The sequence below is a fragment of the Klebsiella sp. BIGb0407 genome (assembly GCF_024807845.1).
Classification (GTDB): Bacteria; Pseudomonadota; Gammaproteobacteria; order Enterobacterales; family Enterobacteriaceae; genus JGM124.
Genome location: NZ_JANUEQ010000012.1, coordinates 26,956 through 42,789, shown reverse-complemented (window position 1 = coordinate 42,789; position 15,834 = coordinate 26,956). Strand labels below are relative to the sequence as shown.

Here is a 15,834-nt window from a genome sequence, read left to right as displayed (position 1 = left end):
TTACTGGAGCAAATCAATACTAAAATTGGCAAAGGATTTACGCCTGCCGATAATGATAAATTAGTAGGGAGTGTGGAACGATGAAAATGGGAATTGTTTTTATTCTTTTGTTGACTGGATGTGCAGTTGTAGATGCTGATAAAAGTAATAATGCAGAAAAGCATAAAAGTTCAGATGATATAAACAACTATAAATATTCTAGTTCTTTTTTATTAAATACATATCTTATGAAAAATGGGTGCGACATTTCGAAAAACACAGCCTTTTATGCTGAAAAAGAGTTGTACAAAGATTACATCGACTATCACATAGTAGGTGAAAGCTGTTTAAATCAAGTGAAGTATTATATGCCAAGAATATGCAAAGATTTGGGAGGTGTTTGGGAAGAAGGGTCCAATAATCATTGGGGAAGGGTTACAAACTGGTGTGCTTCAGAAAATGATATTCTTTTTGTTATGACGTATTCTCGTTCTGTGAGAACGGCTGACGCAATCGATATTATTGAGAAAGTTAAGGGGAAAGAGGATAAGTGGAGAGGAGTTACTTCAGCCATCTATGGAGCGAAAACGGTGGCAGAGTTAAGAGAAGGTAGAGAGAAAAAGGCTTTAGAGGATGCATTTTATAGGAATGGTGAGCCAAAAAAAGTATTAAAATCTAATATTGGCACGAGGATATGTAAACTAGATCAATCTTCAGTAGTCTATTCTAAAGATAAAATTTTCTACTCAGGGTTTATTGAAAATAAATCGCCAAGTAAAATTCTGATACGATTTGAATATCATGGTAATAAAAAAACAGTAATTAATGATGTTGATGGCGTAATTAGATGGGAAAAACCACTTGGCTGGTATGTGTGCGATCAGGGATAGTAATAAATCCATGAAATTTTTTTATATATTAATATAAAAAACCACATATTGAATTAAACAGTCCAATTAATCACGCAGTCTTCCTGACTGCATGATTCTGTGGAATAAATTTACACAACTCATTAAAACACTGATACTGGTGGCGGCATGCCCGTGCTGCGCGATAGTCATCAGAAGTTATAATAGTGACGTGACCGCAGATAAGTGAGCCGTGGATGCAGCATCACTGCAACCTAAGCAATAGTTAATGTTTCATGTCCAGGATAGCGCCCGAGGTTCAGTGCACGGATGTAATTCATCCAACTGCGGGAAAGATATCAGTGCAAGACTGGATTCCGGGTCATGGCATTGCAATATCCCAATGCACAGATCAGGATGTTTTAAAAACACTCTTATTAAACTTCATATCATCCTTAATGATTTCTCTTTCTGCTATCAGATATCTATGATTATTAATCATGGTGTAAGTAATGGAATCGCATTTTTTACTGGTTTCTTCCATCCATTCTTTTATACATTCATTTTTAGAAAGCGACAGATAGTCTCCTTTAGACATTTTATCTGTATTGAACCATCCCAGTCTGCCTGATCTATCTTTTTTATATAAATCGATAGCAAATTTACAGGTCCCTACGAGAATGAAAAACGAAACTAGATAAAAAGGCATTTCATGCACATCGAATACTAAACTAGCAAAATAAACTAATGTCATTGATATGATGAGAGGGAATAGTAATAAAAAACCGATAGTTGAACTTTTCGATTTTCTCTCTTGAATAAAAGACGGGTTTATATTTCTATATCTGGACACCACCAATGAAATGAGATTTAGCGATTCACAGCCAATTTTATCACATTCAGACTTACTGAGATATAATAAAACCTTATTCATTTAAACACCCTCATTACAAAATTAATGAATAGTATATATGGTCGATATAATCATATTTTCGCCAAATTAAAATGCTAAATTGTATTTTATCACGAATGTTAATATTAGCAATATTTAACAACATCAGAATATAAGGTTAAATATCAGTTTTCGAATAATTCAATGGCGAATCAAAGCATGGATTGATAAAATAAAGTTTATATGAGTCTGCAATGCGAAAAATTAGCATTCAAAAACCAGTAACACCGAAGTTAATGAAAAAGGACGCCTTAAAAGACGTCCTTCGGCGCTAGTTTTACCGGTCGTTCCAGTACTCCAGCAGAGTCATAATGATGACTGCTACTGGGTGAACAAGTTTCAAAAGCAAAAGAAACATGATCGCTACCCTTTTGGTTATCTTCGCGCCTCGCTGCAATTACCCAACAGTTTCCTATTGCAGTTTTAGTAAACCAGTTGCCGAATACTTACGGCGCGAATTTAGTGACAGGCTAGTTCTCGCACAACCAAGAACTAAGGAAAACACGCCGCATTTGCGTTGAACAAAACTGCGTATTTAGTTAAGCTAATTTCAGTTGCCGAATACTTACGGCTGAGTAAACGAGGTGCGAACTCGTTTACTTGTTTCAAAAAGCCCAGACTCACAATCTGGGCTTTTTAATGTCTGAATTTAGCCCTGGACAGATAAGGCGTCACGAGCTAGCCCGCGTCATACCTGCCTTTATTGCTGTCAATATGTATTGTAAATAGTAATCGGTTTAGGACAAGTATTGATTTTAACGAAAAAATCGTGTCCGGAATTGCTTGTTTCTGTAAACCCATACCACATAAGGCCTAGACGTTAGTCAATAGAATGAGAAAAAAAGTATAAATATTTTTGGGTTCTGTTTTGTTAAACGTAATGAAGAAAAACAGACAGTTATGATTAATGTAATGGGGACTAATTTCAGGTAACATAAAATGTGCTAACCAATTGTAATATAGAATAAATATATGGATTACATATATTTATTGATGCTATCCAGTTTTCCAGACATCCGGAATACGTATTCTGCACCAAAAGCGTAGTTGACCTCTATAAAGGCGCCAGCCGGTGCTGAATATTCCGCTTTCGTTAATGGGCGCCGTCGCCCGGCGAAGCCGGTTCCATTCTGATAGATTTTACCTATCCACCCCTCCGCCCTGCTAAAGCCAACCCCCTAAAAGCGTCACAACAGCCTCTTTACGCAATCGGAGTGGTCACGACAAGGCGTAGCCGTAGTCGGGGCGTATCTCCGCGTTAGCAGGCCGTAAGGGCTGCTTACGAGCGTGTACTCAAATCCTCCATCATCACCTCTCACAGCAACACAAACCCATTAGTTACAACACTCATTATATAGCCACACAGTTCCGGGCCAGAGGCCCGGGGCGGGGCGGCTCTTTAGTGAGGTCGGGTGACCACAGGTGTTACCGCTGTGCACGGATAGAGGGCTGGGGTATTTTTGAATGCTGTAACTAATTAGTTCGGATATGGGGCCCGTCGCTTGCGATGGGAGGTACTTCAATGGGGTTACCGAACCGGCGCGAACCTGGGTTCGCTGCAAGGGCGGGCATTATATGCGTCTGTCCACAGGGCAGGCGGCGAACAGGTTTTCTTTTTATATGAATAAAACAGAAGGTCTTTAAAAGAAGTACCTACTCGCTGTTTAAAAGAAACCACGCACCTTAAAAACTTATCGCCTGGCGGCTTATTTGCATAACGGTTGTAGCCTTATGGAAAGTTCCCTTGCAGTTAACTGTGGGTAACTTAAATCTACAGAGAAGAGAAGCGGCTGCGGCTGTGGTTCTGGCCAGAAAAGCCATCAGGATATGAAAAGGTTGTCAGAATAGTCCTGGACTCCGGGTCTGAAATCTACGTTCCCGGATGACAGGCGTGCGAAATCCTCCGGCGCCAACCAGATTTTCAGAAAATGAAGGGCTAAGTAGGTACGATATTCAGTCGTGTGTAGTTATGGCTGCGCGACAGCAGCATCCGCTCTTTTACGCGTCGCTGAAGTTCGCGCTTCATAGCATCGAGCCCCCCGGTAAAACGTCCGCTGGCGCATTCTCGCGTCAACTGCTGCTTCACCAGAGTGACGATGTCCTGTCGGAACCGGTCTTTATCACGCCGGGCGCGAGCGCGCTTCTGGCCGTGTGCCTTACGTTCGGACTGGTAGCTGCGGAATCGCTCGCGCACAAAACGCCAGGATTTGGCTATCAGTTCATCGATACCAAGCGGCTCCAGACTCTGCTTTTTGCGCTGCTGATTTTCCCACTCGACGCGGCTGCGGCGAGCGGCCAGGACTGCAACATCAGAGACATCAATCGCGGAGAACAGTGCCGGTGTGAACGTGATATCGGTCGGGATGTTGCAGCCAATCTGCGGGTCATATTCCGTCTGGTAGGTGATGAGACCCAGCTCCGCCATAAACTTTAGCGCCCGCGTGGCACGGGTGATGGAGAGATTACCGTTTTTCGACTCCGTGGCCAGCCCGCACTCGATAGCAAGATTAGTGATAGAGCGCTGAACACGATTAGCCAGGGGGTCATAATGAAAGCACATTCCCTGAAGCAAGGCATCGATAGCACGACGGCGCAAAAGCGGCGGCATACGGTGACGCTGGCCCAGTGAACGTACAAACGCCACATGAACGGAGAAGTCAAAACGGGAGGTGAAGCCCTCGACTTTCGTCATCAGCTTACGGCAGAACGGCAGAGTCTTTTTCCCCTCACGCGGCGTAAATTCCGGATGAGGATTTTTGACTTGGCGGTAGTGAGAGAGCAGTGTCTGAGTGTCAGTCACGCCTTCCCACACTTATGTTGCGCGGAAGGAGTAATGCACACAGAAGGTATTGAACTTTTCTGAGCATGTAACTATACTCCCTGCATAGAGCAACAGCTTCTATACAGTTTTGTGTTGGGCCCCGTTAATCTTCTCAGTCGCCAAACTTAGCGAAGATTTTCGGGGTTTTTTGCTTTTCTGGTTCCGGGTAGATACCTCATCAGAACCAGTTCCCTGCCACCTTGCGGCGTGGCCAGCCACAAATTTTAGTCTTTCGGTAATCTAGCACGCTTTAAATCAAAGTAAAGTCTTTACTTTAGTAAACCCTGAGCCTTCAACGCATCTTCGAGTAATCGCTCAATAAACTGAGCCTGCGTGATCCCCTCTGCGTGACAGAGCTCTACCATCAGATCTTTTAAAGGGTTACGAACAAAAACCTTTATTTCTTTATGCGCAATCCGTTTTCTTGCAACGGCCGCCATTTGCTTCTCAGAATCGGACATAGGAGGCGCTTTGCTACGGGTGCGCATTTTTTTTGGTGAGGAAGCCTCTGTTTTTTCTTGCTGCGGCATCTCTGCTCCCTCAAAGATAAAACACGTATCTTTTCGGAGGATACTACAGATTTATGAAATCAGCGACTAACTTATTTACGCAAACTGTGTTGGCGCACAGTTATCTGTAAAAGCGCCACTCATAAGTCAAATATGTTATTTAAGAATCAGTAATCAGAGAAAAAATAACATTCATATAACGAAGCGATATACCAACAAAATAGAGAGACACTCTTTTGTTCGTATAGATTGAATTAATTTGATACTACATACAGAAAATTCTCAGGTGACACTCAATCCCCCTTATTTCCTGACTGAATCTTTCAAACGTTAAAATCAAAGTGCAAGACAATTCTTAATACAAAGAACATCATTCGTCATATTCAGAACGTTTAGGAACATTATTAACCTACATTTAAAAATGTGAGTCATATAGCTATGGAGTTGCCTGTTGTTCTCTCAGTATGACTATATTTGAGGGTATCGTGTCGGACTCTTCTCCCCGCGATAATAAAAAATGCTTCACGGTATTGACCAGTTTCTCGGCGCTTCGGTCCCGCAACAACGGAATACCCGCCTGCCTGAGTACTTCCTCCAGCAAAATATCGCGGCGTATACGCGATTTTTTCAGATGCGAGGCATCATCCAGTTCAACTGCGGCCACAATGGCAAATGTCGATGCATCCACGACAACAATGTCGCAGTGCCATTGCGATACCATACGAAACAGCTGCCACCAGATTTTTGAGCCAGGTTTGATGTGAGGTGCCAGCGTTACAATATCTGCCACCCTGACTTGCGGACACAGCAGCCATCGCTGCCTGTCTATGCTGTTCAGGAGCGCACGATAGAATTGTTGCTCGCGGCTTGTCAGTAACGAGTCATTTCCCACCCAGGCACGCTGCGAACACAAACGCTGTTCTGTCTCGGTGGCCTTAATCCCGGCCGCTTTTAACGCCTGCAGCATCGGAGATATCTGCCGGGGTGTTCGCTTTCCGGCCATCATTGCCAGGATATACAGCAGACTGGCGGCAATAACGATGCTTCCTGCTGCAATCAGAATATTTCCCACAGAGTCGTCCTTTTGAAAGAGAGAATGAATACTCCGCATGACCACCGGGAAATTACATCTGGGTAATATTGCGGCAAGGTGTGCAGTCTGTATTGAATCAATTACGTATCCCGCTGAGGTACAATAAATACCGTGCCAGGAACAGGCGATTTAAATATTGTTTTAATCATCACCCGGACAATGTGAAAGACGAGGAATAAAAATATCCCGTCAGCGTTATCCGGTCATCTTTCTTATCCGATGCACAAATCGTCATTCCGCTATCCGTTACGCCGATAATATCAAATCCGTCATACCGTTTAAGATAACGTATAACGTCATCCCTGGAGTGCAGCGTACCGAGGCTCATCAGCAGCCGGATGATGCGGTCAATATCCCTTATTTCCTGCGTATTCCCATGTAATGAGGTTTCATCGCTTATATCACGTTCTCTCATCTTTCATTTTCCTTATCTAATCGTATTTAATTACACCCGCTTTCATAAATACCCGCAGCACAACACCCTTCTTCGGGAAGAACAATATTAGCCACGGACACGCTTCAGTGAACAAATAACTCAGGTGTATCGTTGGGACATTTACGAGAAAAGGATGAATAACCCGGTCAGGACGGGGACTTTCGTCCCCCGAAAATGACGGTTTAAAGCGATGTGTTGTCCTTAAGGTGCCGCTGTATACGTTCAGCCCGCAGACGCTCCTGCACTATTCGCTCTTTGGCGTAGCGTTCTTCTTCTTGCGTGACCGTCGCCACCACGTTGCCGTTCAGGTCATACCGCGAGGCGCCGGCCTGCATCTGCGACAGATAACACTCTGACCGGGTCAGACTCTTCAGGCATTTTATGACCTGCTTGTGCGAGAGCGGAAAAGCCTGTCGTTCGATATCGGCAAACAGATCGTCCCGGGTACCCAGCGCCAGCAGATGAGGTCTGTCCCCTTCAAACAGCTGTGGCCAGAACGCCCTCAGTGTCCGGATGGCCAGCTCAGGCGAGATAAGTTTCAGATATCGCGGTGGCGGGGGCGGCTTGACGGCTTTCACGCGGCGTGAAGACAAACGACGGGCAGCCTTGTCTGCAGCCGCTTTCGCATCCTCCTCACGCTTTGCCTGCTCCAGCTTTGCCTTCTTCACCTTCCAGGCCGGAGGCTCCACCACGGTCACCACTTTTTTTCGCCGGGACATCACCGGCTGACTGACATTCTCCGGCTCCGGGGCGCTGGCGGCAGCGGGCGTTTTGCGTTTCAGCGTCAGGACGGGACGATTATCTTCTGACATAACATTCCTGCGTTTATCTTCGGACAGAAGGGGATTATACCTTTTACTGTGCTGACTTACATTGACGCGACAATGCCCAGTACGGCCAGATGGGCAGCATAGAACACCACAAAGAAGTGTCCCGGCCAGAAACGCCGCAGATGCTGCCCGCTCGAGGAGCAGACCAGAAGAGCCAGTAAGGCAATGGCCAGACCCGCAACCGACTCACTCACGGCATTCAGATTCATCAGCAGCACCATCGCCGCCCACCCTGCCGCATATCCGCACCGTTCCGTCGGGGTCTTCGCCCGACACACGGCCCAACTGGCAATCAGCATGCCCACACCGGCGACACCGTAGCTTGCAGACGACAGGGGTATCCAGGCAGCCAGCAGGACAATACCGGCCAGACAATGGAGCGGCGTCCCGCGACTGAACGCCCGCAGCGCCTGCCCCGTCACCGCAAAGGCAAACAGTATATTGCCCTCGTACCACGGGTAACCAATAAGCATAAAGGAGACCTGCGCCACCCCCGCCCAGCACCACAGGCTGTTGAGCTGTGACTGCCTGATCTCTGCATGCCGGGCCAGGTTCATACCCCAGACCAGGCCAAACAGCGGAAAACACCCCCGACCCAGCAGGCGCAGGATCTCATTGTTTCCGGCCAGCATCAGCCCGGTATGGTCAGCCACCATCAGCAGCAGTGCCACCGTTTTTATCATATCCGTCTGACCGGGAGTCCAGGTCAGCAGTGCCTGAAGCCAGCGGTTGGCATGGCTGAGGTGAAGCGGAACAGTTATCATCGTTGTTTCCTTTTGATCAGGCCCCGGCTGTCCTCCCGATTTAAATCAGGGGGACAGCCGGGGCAGACAAGCCACAGGCGCGTCAGTCGCCGCTCAGTGTTTTCTCTCGCTGTATATCGCGCACCATCTCCCGCTCCATTTGCTGCAAGCGATCCTGCTGAAGATTCTCAGAAGCCACCTGTTGTACCGCAGTCTCCTGCCGTCGACTCTGCGGGTCGTCGGGCACCGCCATTTTCTCGGAGCCCGGACTATCACGTTCAAGCCCCTGAATAACGTCCCCGACAACGGCCTTCACCCGATCTTCAGACGTCCGGGTTTCTCCGGTTATTTCCCGGGCAGTCTGTTCGGCCTGTTTCTCTATTTCACGCTTCTGTACAGCCTCTGCGGTTTGCTGCGCCAGCACTTCTGCCGGGAGCGGTATATTATTGACCAATTGAACAGGCGGGGTAACTGATGTCGGATCTGCCCAGATGCGCCCCCCGGTGATGGCACCCGGATTCCACGGACGTTCATCCCCGGTCAGGCTGACCACCACCCCCGTATCCGGATTGTTCCTCGCCATCCGGACACCTTCCGTCATATCGCCAGCCAGCAGGCTCTCGCCGTTGCGGCTGTTCTGCAGCGCCACAAATTGTGCCGCCTCGTTCCCCATGATGCGCCCCTCACCGCTGAGCGAAGTCATGCGACCGTCATGGTCGGTCAGCGGGCTGAGCCAAATCCCGGCCTTCCTGCCATTCTTATCAAAGGCAGGCAGGGCGACATGTGGCAGCGGATATTTTTTTCCTGGCGCAATGAATTTTCCCGATGACACGCCGCCTGCCATACCGGACTGCCGCAGGGCGGCCCTGCCCGCAGCCGTCTCGTCCAGCCCCCGTGCCCGGCTGTACAGCTGCGTGGCGTTTTTTAACGCACGATCGTTTAGAGGTTCAAGGATATCGTGCGCCGACGCCTTCGACGGGGAGGACTGGATAGCCTTGAGCCAGCCTTCCCGGCTGTCGGTGTATACCTGGACATGCTGTTTCATGCGCGACAGACCCACATAGGCCGATTCAAAACTGGCCATCCGTTCCCGTCCTCCGGCGACCCCTTCGAGCGCTATCGCATAGGTTTCACTGGCACCCTGTGCCCCGTGGGCGGTAATGGCGTAGGCCAGGTCGATATGCCTTTGCGCCTCCTGTGCTTTCGGATTCACCGTCCGGGACGTTTTCCCGTCCGACAGGGTGACACTGTCACCCCTGACAGCACTCACCGTCCAGACACTGTTGGCCACATAGCCGCGCTCCGGATCACTCTTGCTGAAACGCATGCGGTCCCCCGCAGAGACAGTGATGCTGTCCTGTCGGTAGAGGGTGACGCCCTCTGCCGACGCCTCCCGGGGCGAGATAAACCGCATTTTTCCTTCCCCGTCCTGCAGCGTGATGAGCTGGCTCTCCTTGTCCACGCTGTCAATACGGTGGTAGGTGTTGTCCACCAGAGCCACCGCGCCCTGGTGTTCCGCCCAGGTCGACAGTTTGCGCAGTTCACCGTCACGAATATTCGCCGTCACCAGGACAGGCAGAGATACCTCTTCTTTTCCGACCTCGCCGTTTTCCCGGCGCGCATCATGGATCAGGCCGTTCAGCGCCCGGCGGTCATCATTCAGGTGTGTGATGATGAGCGTCTGGGCCTGCGCGGCCGGGGTTCGCCCGGTGTAATCCTTCACCAGTGACCCGTACAGCGTGGACGGCTGACCATCCGGCACATACTGCCCGCTGTTCATCGCCTCCGTTATCGCCTTCTCTATTTCTTTCTCTTTTTGTGGCGTGAACTCCACAACAGAGTTGTCAGGCACCCATGCCCCCGGTTGACGCGGCACCTGTTCCGGCGTGACGGTCTCAATGGTTGCCAGGGCACTTTTCACGTCCCGGTCAATCAGGCTGTAGACAGCCGGTCGCAATCCCGGTGTCTGACGCACGATTTCCTTCATGATGGCCATATCTGCCGCGCTGCGCTGCTGCATCAGCCTGAACGGCTGACCCGGGGCAATGGCCTGCAGCTGGTCAGTATCCCCGCTGAACACCGCCCGCCCGCCACCGGCCGCTATCAGGGAGACCGCCTTTGCGGTATCCGTCAGCCCCACCATCGAACTCTCATCCAGCAGAAACAGCGTGTTGCTGAAATCCGGCGTCTGACCGTTACGCTGCAGCAGCTGCGTGTCATGCAAAAATGAGGCAGTGGTTCGTGCATCCACCCCTGCCTCCTGCATTTCCCCCACAGCACGGTGCGTCGGCCCGAGACCGATGACCTTCGGACGGGACGCCTCCGGTATCAGGCTGACGGCCCCCATCACCGCCCGGAACTGGGTGGTTTTCCCCACCCCGGCATACCCCTGCACCAGGGTGAAGCGGTCGGGGGTCTGCAGTATCATCCGGGTTGCCGCACGCTGGCCGGAGGTCAGGTCTTCCATCAGGCTGCCGGGAACACGCGCCATCAGCGGGTTCACGGCATCTTTTCCTTCCAGCACCCGCGTCAGGATACTTTTCTCCGCATCCCAGGACTGGCGGGAAATCAGCAGGTCATTACCGTGTCCCTCAGCGACCGCGACATTCAGCAGCTGTCCGGCGTTGATTTGTGCCTGGAGGGTCCGGGCGATATCCGCCATCGGGATTTTTCCGTCACCGATTTCCTGCGCCGTGGCCACCAGTTGGGGACGGGTGAAGGTCAGACTGTTGCCTTCCAGCAGGGGAATGGACAGATGAATGGCCTGCTCTGCCGGAGTATGCAGCCCGGCTTTTTGCCGGGCGATGGCCGCATCGAGGTCAGTTTCCCCGGAGCGCGCCTTCAGCTGCCCGGACACCACGCTGAACGCGCTGTGCCTGTCCAGTTTCTCCGTGGTCCGGGCTGTGTCCTGTGCGGAGTACAGCCGGATATGGCTTCCGCTCTGTGCCAGCTGGTTCAGGGTGGCGTTATCCATTTCGCGCTGTGTCATGGAGGCATACACCGTCGCCGTCTCGCTCACCGACCGGCCGGGACTCTCCACCCAGCCATGCCCGATTTTAATGCCGTCGAACACATTGTCGCCCACCGTCAGGGTCTGCACAGCCTTCTGCCCGGGACGCTGAACCGTCAGCAAACCGTCCTCCGCCTTCAGAACCGTCACGCCTTCCCCGCCTTTCAGACGCGTGTCGGGAATTTTTCCCATGACAGACAGACGTTCCCCCTCTGCCACAGGCAGAGAGCCGGGACGATACAGGGACCACTGGCTGTCCACTGCCCGGATTTTCAGCTGCAGGCTGCTCCCTTCTCTGTCTTTCAGGGTTAACGTGTTGCTCATCGCCGTGACCCGGTCAATCACATAGCGGTCATGCTGTTTTGTCTCCGGGTCCCATCTCTCCATTACCATCCCTTCCTTGTACGAGTCCCGGACGCCGCGGCTTTTACTGTCCAGCCAGACCGGGGTCAGGGTGGCGACCGTCATGTCCTGCGTGCCCAGCACCCCCTCCTGTTTAAGTGACTCACGTATCATCCCGCTCAGGACGGGCTGTTCACGCGTTCCGGCAACTTGCGCCACGCTGTCCTGCCCGTCCCGCACGCTGACGGCAAATTCCTGTGCCAGGCGGCGATACCGCGCATCCTTGTCCGGATCGCTGATAATATCTACCGTGGTCTGCTGCCCGCCCTGCCAGTGATAGGTGTTCACCCCGCTGTCCTTCAGCACTGTCAGCGCACTCCCGGTGCCGCTGCGCTTTCCGCTGTCCGAGAGCAGCACCTGCACGTTATTTCGCATGGCGCCATCCAGCAGAGAAATGGTTTCCTTCAGGCTGAGTTTCTCCGCCTGGTCGACGATAAGAGTGCCGCCGGGAATAAAGGCGGTGCCGTCATGAAGGGCTTTTTTCCCGGTCACGGTTTCACCGGACAGGCGGCTGTCACCGGCAAGAAAATCACGGGAGCGATTATCGGGGGCGACAATCATCACATCCCGTCCCTGCTCCCGCGCCATCAGGGTCAGCTCGGCCACCCGGTCACGCTGGCCTGCCGCCCCGCCCTGGCCGGAGACAATCCCCATCATCGGCTTGTCCTGCGCCAGCACGCTGACCGCATCACTGAAGGGCGCCTGCCGCACAACGGAGGCATCAGGCCGGACGGATACACTGTTCTGGCGCTGAATTTCCTGACTCAGGGCTTTCACCGAGAGCTCATCGAGAACGTGGATAGCCGAGGTGAACAGCCCCTTTTCCCGGTCGAGCGGGATAAGCTGCTCCCGCTCGATGGCCGTATCGATACCGGCTCGCGCAAGGTCAAACACCCCCGGCTTCGCCTCCAGCTGACTGACCGTCCGGGCCAGCACGTCCGCATACGTGAACTGCATTTTGCTGTCGCTGAGTCCAGCCACGGACTTCATCACCACATCGTCGATATTGACGGTACCTGCCGCCACCGCACGGGCAGGCATAGCGGCTGTCTCTGTGGCTCGGGTATCGGCAGCTTCACGGTAATCCCGGATATCAAATCCGGTTTCCTTCAGCGAGCCCATCCACTCCACCATTTTCTCGGCCGGGTCGATGACTACCTTGGATTTACGGGTATCGAGGGCGGCCATGTCCCTGGATTTCAAAGAAGCATCAGGCCCTGCCGCTTCTCTGACCTCCTGAGTACGAGTGGAAAACGCTTCGACCGGGACGCCTTTCATCTCCCACATCCCGTGTTTTCCGACCACCTCGGTTTCATATCCGAGTTTTTCAACCAGCGGTTTCAGCGCTTCGCGGTACATTTTGCCAAACGCAATCTGGTTGGCGTACACGTTCTCAATGAAGCCGTTTTTGCCCACGGTATCGGTGCCGAGAGACTGCCATTTATCCCCGTTCTGTGTCGCATTGAGCACAACCGCATGCGTATGTATCAGTGGCTCCTGATTGCGGTTGGTATCGTGATTGAATTTCGCCACAATCAGATTGCCGGTCATAACGGTTTCTTTCACTCCCTCCGTCATGACCCGGGTCACGGCGAGGGTTTCCACCTGTCTGACGGTTTCGGTGACGGCCTGATTATGGGCCTCAATCAGACGCTTATCCCCGCCCAGCATCGCCAGTATGGAGACACTTTTCGGGGCAGAGAACGTCAGGTCATATCCAGCCCGGTGCTTATTGACGCCGTTTTCCATACGGGTCAGGTCGCTGCCATCCGGCAGTTTTCCTTTCATCAGGTCAGTGAAAACGTCTTTGTCCACCTTTCCGTCCAGCCCCAGAGCCTCCGCGCCTTTTCCCTGCCAGCGTTCATCCATGCTGCCTATCACGTAGTAATTATCTTTATCGGTGTAATAATCACCGCTCCTTGCGGAGCCTATCGTCATCATCAGAATATCTCCCCGACCTCGGCATCACCCCGTTCATCCTGGCGGGAATGATTGATATTGACCTCTTCACGGCGTTGCATATCGCGCTGCGTATGCGACTCTGCCAGATAGGCCTCATAGGTCTGCATATCGTCGATTTCGCCCGTGTCATTCACCCCCGGCGGCAAGCCGTCTGCATCAGCCTCTGTCACCTGCGGTTCAATCTCTGCCTCTGTTCCCCCTGACGACGCAGCCGTCCCGCCTGACACAGACACTGGCGTTGGTGTCGTCATCGGCGTTGGGGTTCGAACAGCGGGTATTGTTGTGACCTGAACGTCAGGAGTAACCGGTGCCTGTACAGGTTTCACCTCCGGAGCCGGTGGTATTCCTGCGGCGGGCATGGGGTGTTCAGTCTCAGGGCGGAGACTGTTTTGCGCCGGGTCTGACTCCGGCATCAACGCCTCCGGTGCAAACAACGCCTGAGCATGACGCCCTTCTTCTTCCCTGGCGGCCAGTAAGGCGTCAAGCCTCGCATCTGCGCGTTTATTAAGACTGCGCTGAATAAAGCCTTCCGCCACTTTAGGCCGGGGCTGGTATTTCAGCGCCATCTTCACCGCCGGATAGGGGCCCGGCAACGTGACATAGCAGGACAAGTCCGGCAGCATCTGAATATCGGAGTAACTGACCAGCGTTTCACGCTTCTGTTCTTTCCCGGTCGACACACCATCACGTACCGGGTCGGCCCCGTAGGAATACTGCTCATTGGCTTTGAGAATTTGTTTCTCACCGATTTCCCCGGTAGCAAACTCGGCAATCTCCTTACTCGGTGAACGGAAGAAAGCCCGGGTGTTCATCACGTCGAACAGCGTGGCAGCTGGCTTCACACCGTAGATATCTTCCATCTGGGCATAGGACTGAATGCCGAACACATAACAGCCCCCGAACTTACGGGCCTCCGGCAGAATCTCGACCAAATCCGGCAACTTGTGCAGCGTGGGGAGTTCGTCGGCAAAAATCCACACACGGCGGTCACGGCTTTCCCCCATGTCGAGCAAGCCCCGGATGGCAATACTCAGCCACATCGAGATAACCGGCTTCAGGGAGGCGTGCGTACCGGCATTGGAGGAGATAAACAGCCAGCCATTCGGCTTGTCTTCACGTACCCCACGCATCCAGTCGCGAATGGTGAACGGCTCGCCGTTCTTTTCAATGCCCTGCAGATAACGGATGGCCTTGACGTAGTTGGTCAGTACAGCACGGATGGATATCGCTGTTTTCTCGATTTTTTCCTCGACCAGATTGGCTGCAGGCGTGCTCTGCAGATACGCACGCAGTTTGTCGATTTTGATGGAGAGCATGGTATCAACCAGCTTCTGGTAACTGCGGTCTTTATCGTCGCGCATCAGATACGCGCCTTCAGCAAAAATGGTACGGCCCGATCCCTGCCAGAACGGGTCTTCCTTGGTCCCCATCGGGATGAGGGTGTTCGACACGTTGTCAAAATCGGGCAGCGTCAGACATTCCTTCCACAAATCCCAGGCCGCACAGCGCGAGTCCAGCGGGTTAAGAATTTTGTCCAGCGCCGGATCGTAGTAGCTTTTGACGAACTCGCAGGAACGGTCATAGATAATGGCCATGTCCCCCCGGGTGCGCACGTAGTTCAGCAGACGACGAATTACCTCTGACTTCCCGGAGCCGACCGTGCCATGCAGACAGAAGTTCTGAATTTCTGAGTATTTCAAAATCGGCAGGTCACCAATTTTGATATCCGAGGCCATGCCGTCCTGCCTCATCTGGCGGGCAACCTCTTTCGGGTTCTCGGAGAGCTGTCGGCCTCCGGTGTTTTCATCCTCACTCTGCTGTTTTCCCTGACGGCCCAGCACCCAGCTCGCGACAAAGAACGTCACAATACAGACGACAAGCGAGACAATGGCGGCAAAAAGAAACCCGGTCCACAGCTGCTCGCCACACCAGATAATATATTTGTCGGAGAGGATCTGTTCTGACGTGTATTCCAGGGATTGACCGTAGTACTTGATGGTGTAGACCGGCTGAGAGCGAATAACGTCCCGCATGGGTGCCAGGGTTGTACACCACCAATAGACTAAGCCATTAACGAACGTCTGCCAGCTGAGGCGGTACATTAATATCAGGCCGTTTAAGACCCAGAATAAAATAAAAAGCACATAAAAAATAATATTGGCAATCTGTCCAAACATACGAAAACGCATATTTGCGATCTGACCACCCTGCGTCATATCTTTGGCGTTAAAACTCATCGTGTTTGACCT

At 51.9% G+C, this 15,834-nt stretch carries 11 protein-coding genes; 1 reads left to right on the top strand and 10 read right to left on the bottom strand.

Annotation, left to right across the window (positions count from 1 at the left end; all coding sequences use genetic code 11):
• The first annotated feature begins 80 nt into the window (after positions 1 to 80).
• Complete coding sequence (locus M2387_RS24090; RefSeq protein ID WP_259053157.1) at positions 81 to 869, top strand: hypothetical protein; 789 nt, start codon at positions 81 to 83, stop codon at positions 867 to 869.
• Positions 870 to 1,239: 370 nt separating this feature from the next.
• Here the strand turns inward: M2387_RS24090 and M2387_RS24085 are convergent, their stop codons facing one another.
• From M2387_RS24085 to traD, 10 genes are all read right to left on the bottom strand, one after another.
• Entirely contained in the window at positions 1,240 to 1,761 is a 522-nt protein-coding gene (locus M2387_RS24085; RefSeq protein WP_259053156.1) for a hypothetical protein, read from the bottom strand.
• 1,954 nt (positions 1,762 to 3,715) lie between these two features.
• Entirely contained in the window at positions 3,716 to 4,579 is an 864-nt protein-coding gene (repA, locus tag M2387_RS24080) for an incFII family plasmid replication initiator RepA (protein ID WP_409040372.1), read from the bottom strand.
• Positions 4,572 to 4,646 (bottom strand): RepA leader peptide Tap, encoded by a 75-nt coding sequence (gene tap, locus M2387_RS24075; RefSeq protein ID WP_259053216.1) that lies wholly within the window; start codon positions 4,644 to 4,646, stop codon positions 4,572 to 4,574. Before tap ends, repA (M2387_RS24080) begins: the two co-directional genes overlap by 8 nt.
• A 223-nt stretch (positions 4,647 to 4,869) precedes the next feature.
• On the bottom strand, positions 4,870 to 5,130 hold the full coding sequence (gene repA, locus M2387_RS24070) for a replication regulatory protein RepA (protein WP_259053152.1): 261 nt from the start codon (positions 5,128 to 5,130) through the stop codon (positions 4,870 to 4,872).
• 415 nt (positions 5,131 to 5,545) lie between these two features.
• The gene (locus M2387_RS24065; protein ID WP_259053151.1) at positions 5,546 to 6,181 is read right to left on the bottom strand and encodes a DUF2726 domain-containing protein; all 636 of its coding nucleotides are present in this window, start codon (positions 6,179 to 6,181) and stop codon (positions 5,546 to 5,548) included.
• A 169-nt stretch (positions 6,182 to 6,350) separates the two neighbouring features.
• Positions 6,351 to 6,617 (bottom strand): hypothetical protein, encoded by a 267-nt coding sequence (locus tag M2387_RS24060; RefSeq protein WP_259053149.1) that lies wholly within the window; start codon positions 6,615 to 6,617, stop codon positions 6,351 to 6,353.
• Positions 6,618 to 6,820: 203 nt separating this feature from the next.
• Positions 6,821 to 7,450 (bottom strand): fertility inhibition protein FinO, encoded by a 630-nt coding sequence (locus tag M2387_RS24055; RefSeq protein WP_259053147.1) that lies wholly within the window; start codon positions 7,448 to 7,450, stop codon positions 6,821 to 6,823.
• A 56-nt stretch (positions 7,451 to 7,506) separates the two neighbouring features.
• Positions 7,507 to 8,232, bottom strand: a complete 726-nt coding sequence (gene traX, locus M2387_RS24050) for a type-F conjugative transfer system pilin acetylase TraX (protein ID WP_259053145.1) — start codon at positions 8,230 to 8,232, stop codon at positions 7,507 to 7,509.
• An 82-nt stretch (positions 8,233 to 8,314) separates the two neighbouring features.
• A complete protein-coding gene (gene traI, locus M2387_RS24045; protein WP_259053143.1) occupies positions 8,315 to 13,564 on the bottom strand; it encodes a conjugative transfer relaxase/helicase TraI in 5,250 nt (1,749 codons plus the stop codon).
• Complete coding sequence (gene traD / locus M2387_RS24040) at positions 13,564 to 15,822, bottom strand: type IV conjugative transfer system coupling protein TraD (RefSeq protein WP_259053142.1); 2,259 nt, start codon at positions 15,820 to 15,822, stop codon at positions 13,564 to 13,566. Before traD ends, traI begins: the two co-directional genes overlap by 1 nt.
• Positions 15,823 to 15,834 lie beyond the last annotated feature (12 nt).

What these genes read in the sequence shown, in the direction of transcription:
- M2387_RS24090 (WP_259053157.1), top strand. Translation starts at nt 81, where the DNA reads ATGAAAATGGGAATTGTTTTTATTCTTTTGTTGACTGGATGTGCAGTT.
- M2387_RS24085 (WP_259053156.1), bottom strand. Translation starts at nt 1,761, where the DNA reads ATGAATAAGGTTTTATTATATCTCAGTAAGTCTGAATGTGATAAAATT.
- repA (WP_259053152.1), bottom strand. Translation starts at nt 5,130, where the DNA reads ATGCCGCAGCAAGAAAAAACAGAGGCTTCCTCACCAAAAAAAATGCGC.
- M2387_RS24060 (WP_259053149.1), bottom strand. Translation starts at nt 6,617, where the DNA reads ATGAGAGAACGTGATATAAGCGATGAAACCTCATTACATGGGAATACG.
- M2387_RS24055 (WP_259053147.1), bottom strand. Translation starts at nt 7,450, where the DNA reads ATGTCAGAAGATAATCGTCCCGTCCTGACGCTGAAACGCAAAACGCCC.
- traX (WP_259053145.1), bottom strand. Translation starts at nt 8,232, where the DNA reads ATGATAACTGTTCCGCTTCACCTCAGCCATGCCAACCGCTGGCTTCAG.
- traI (WP_259053143.1), bottom strand. Translation starts at nt 13,564, where the DNA reads ATGATGACGATAGGCTCCGCAAGGAGCGGTGATTATTACACCGATAAA.
- traD (WP_259053142.1), bottom strand. Translation starts at nt 15,822, where the DNA reads ATGAGTTTTAACGCCAAAGATATGACGCAGGGTGGTCAGATCGCAAAT.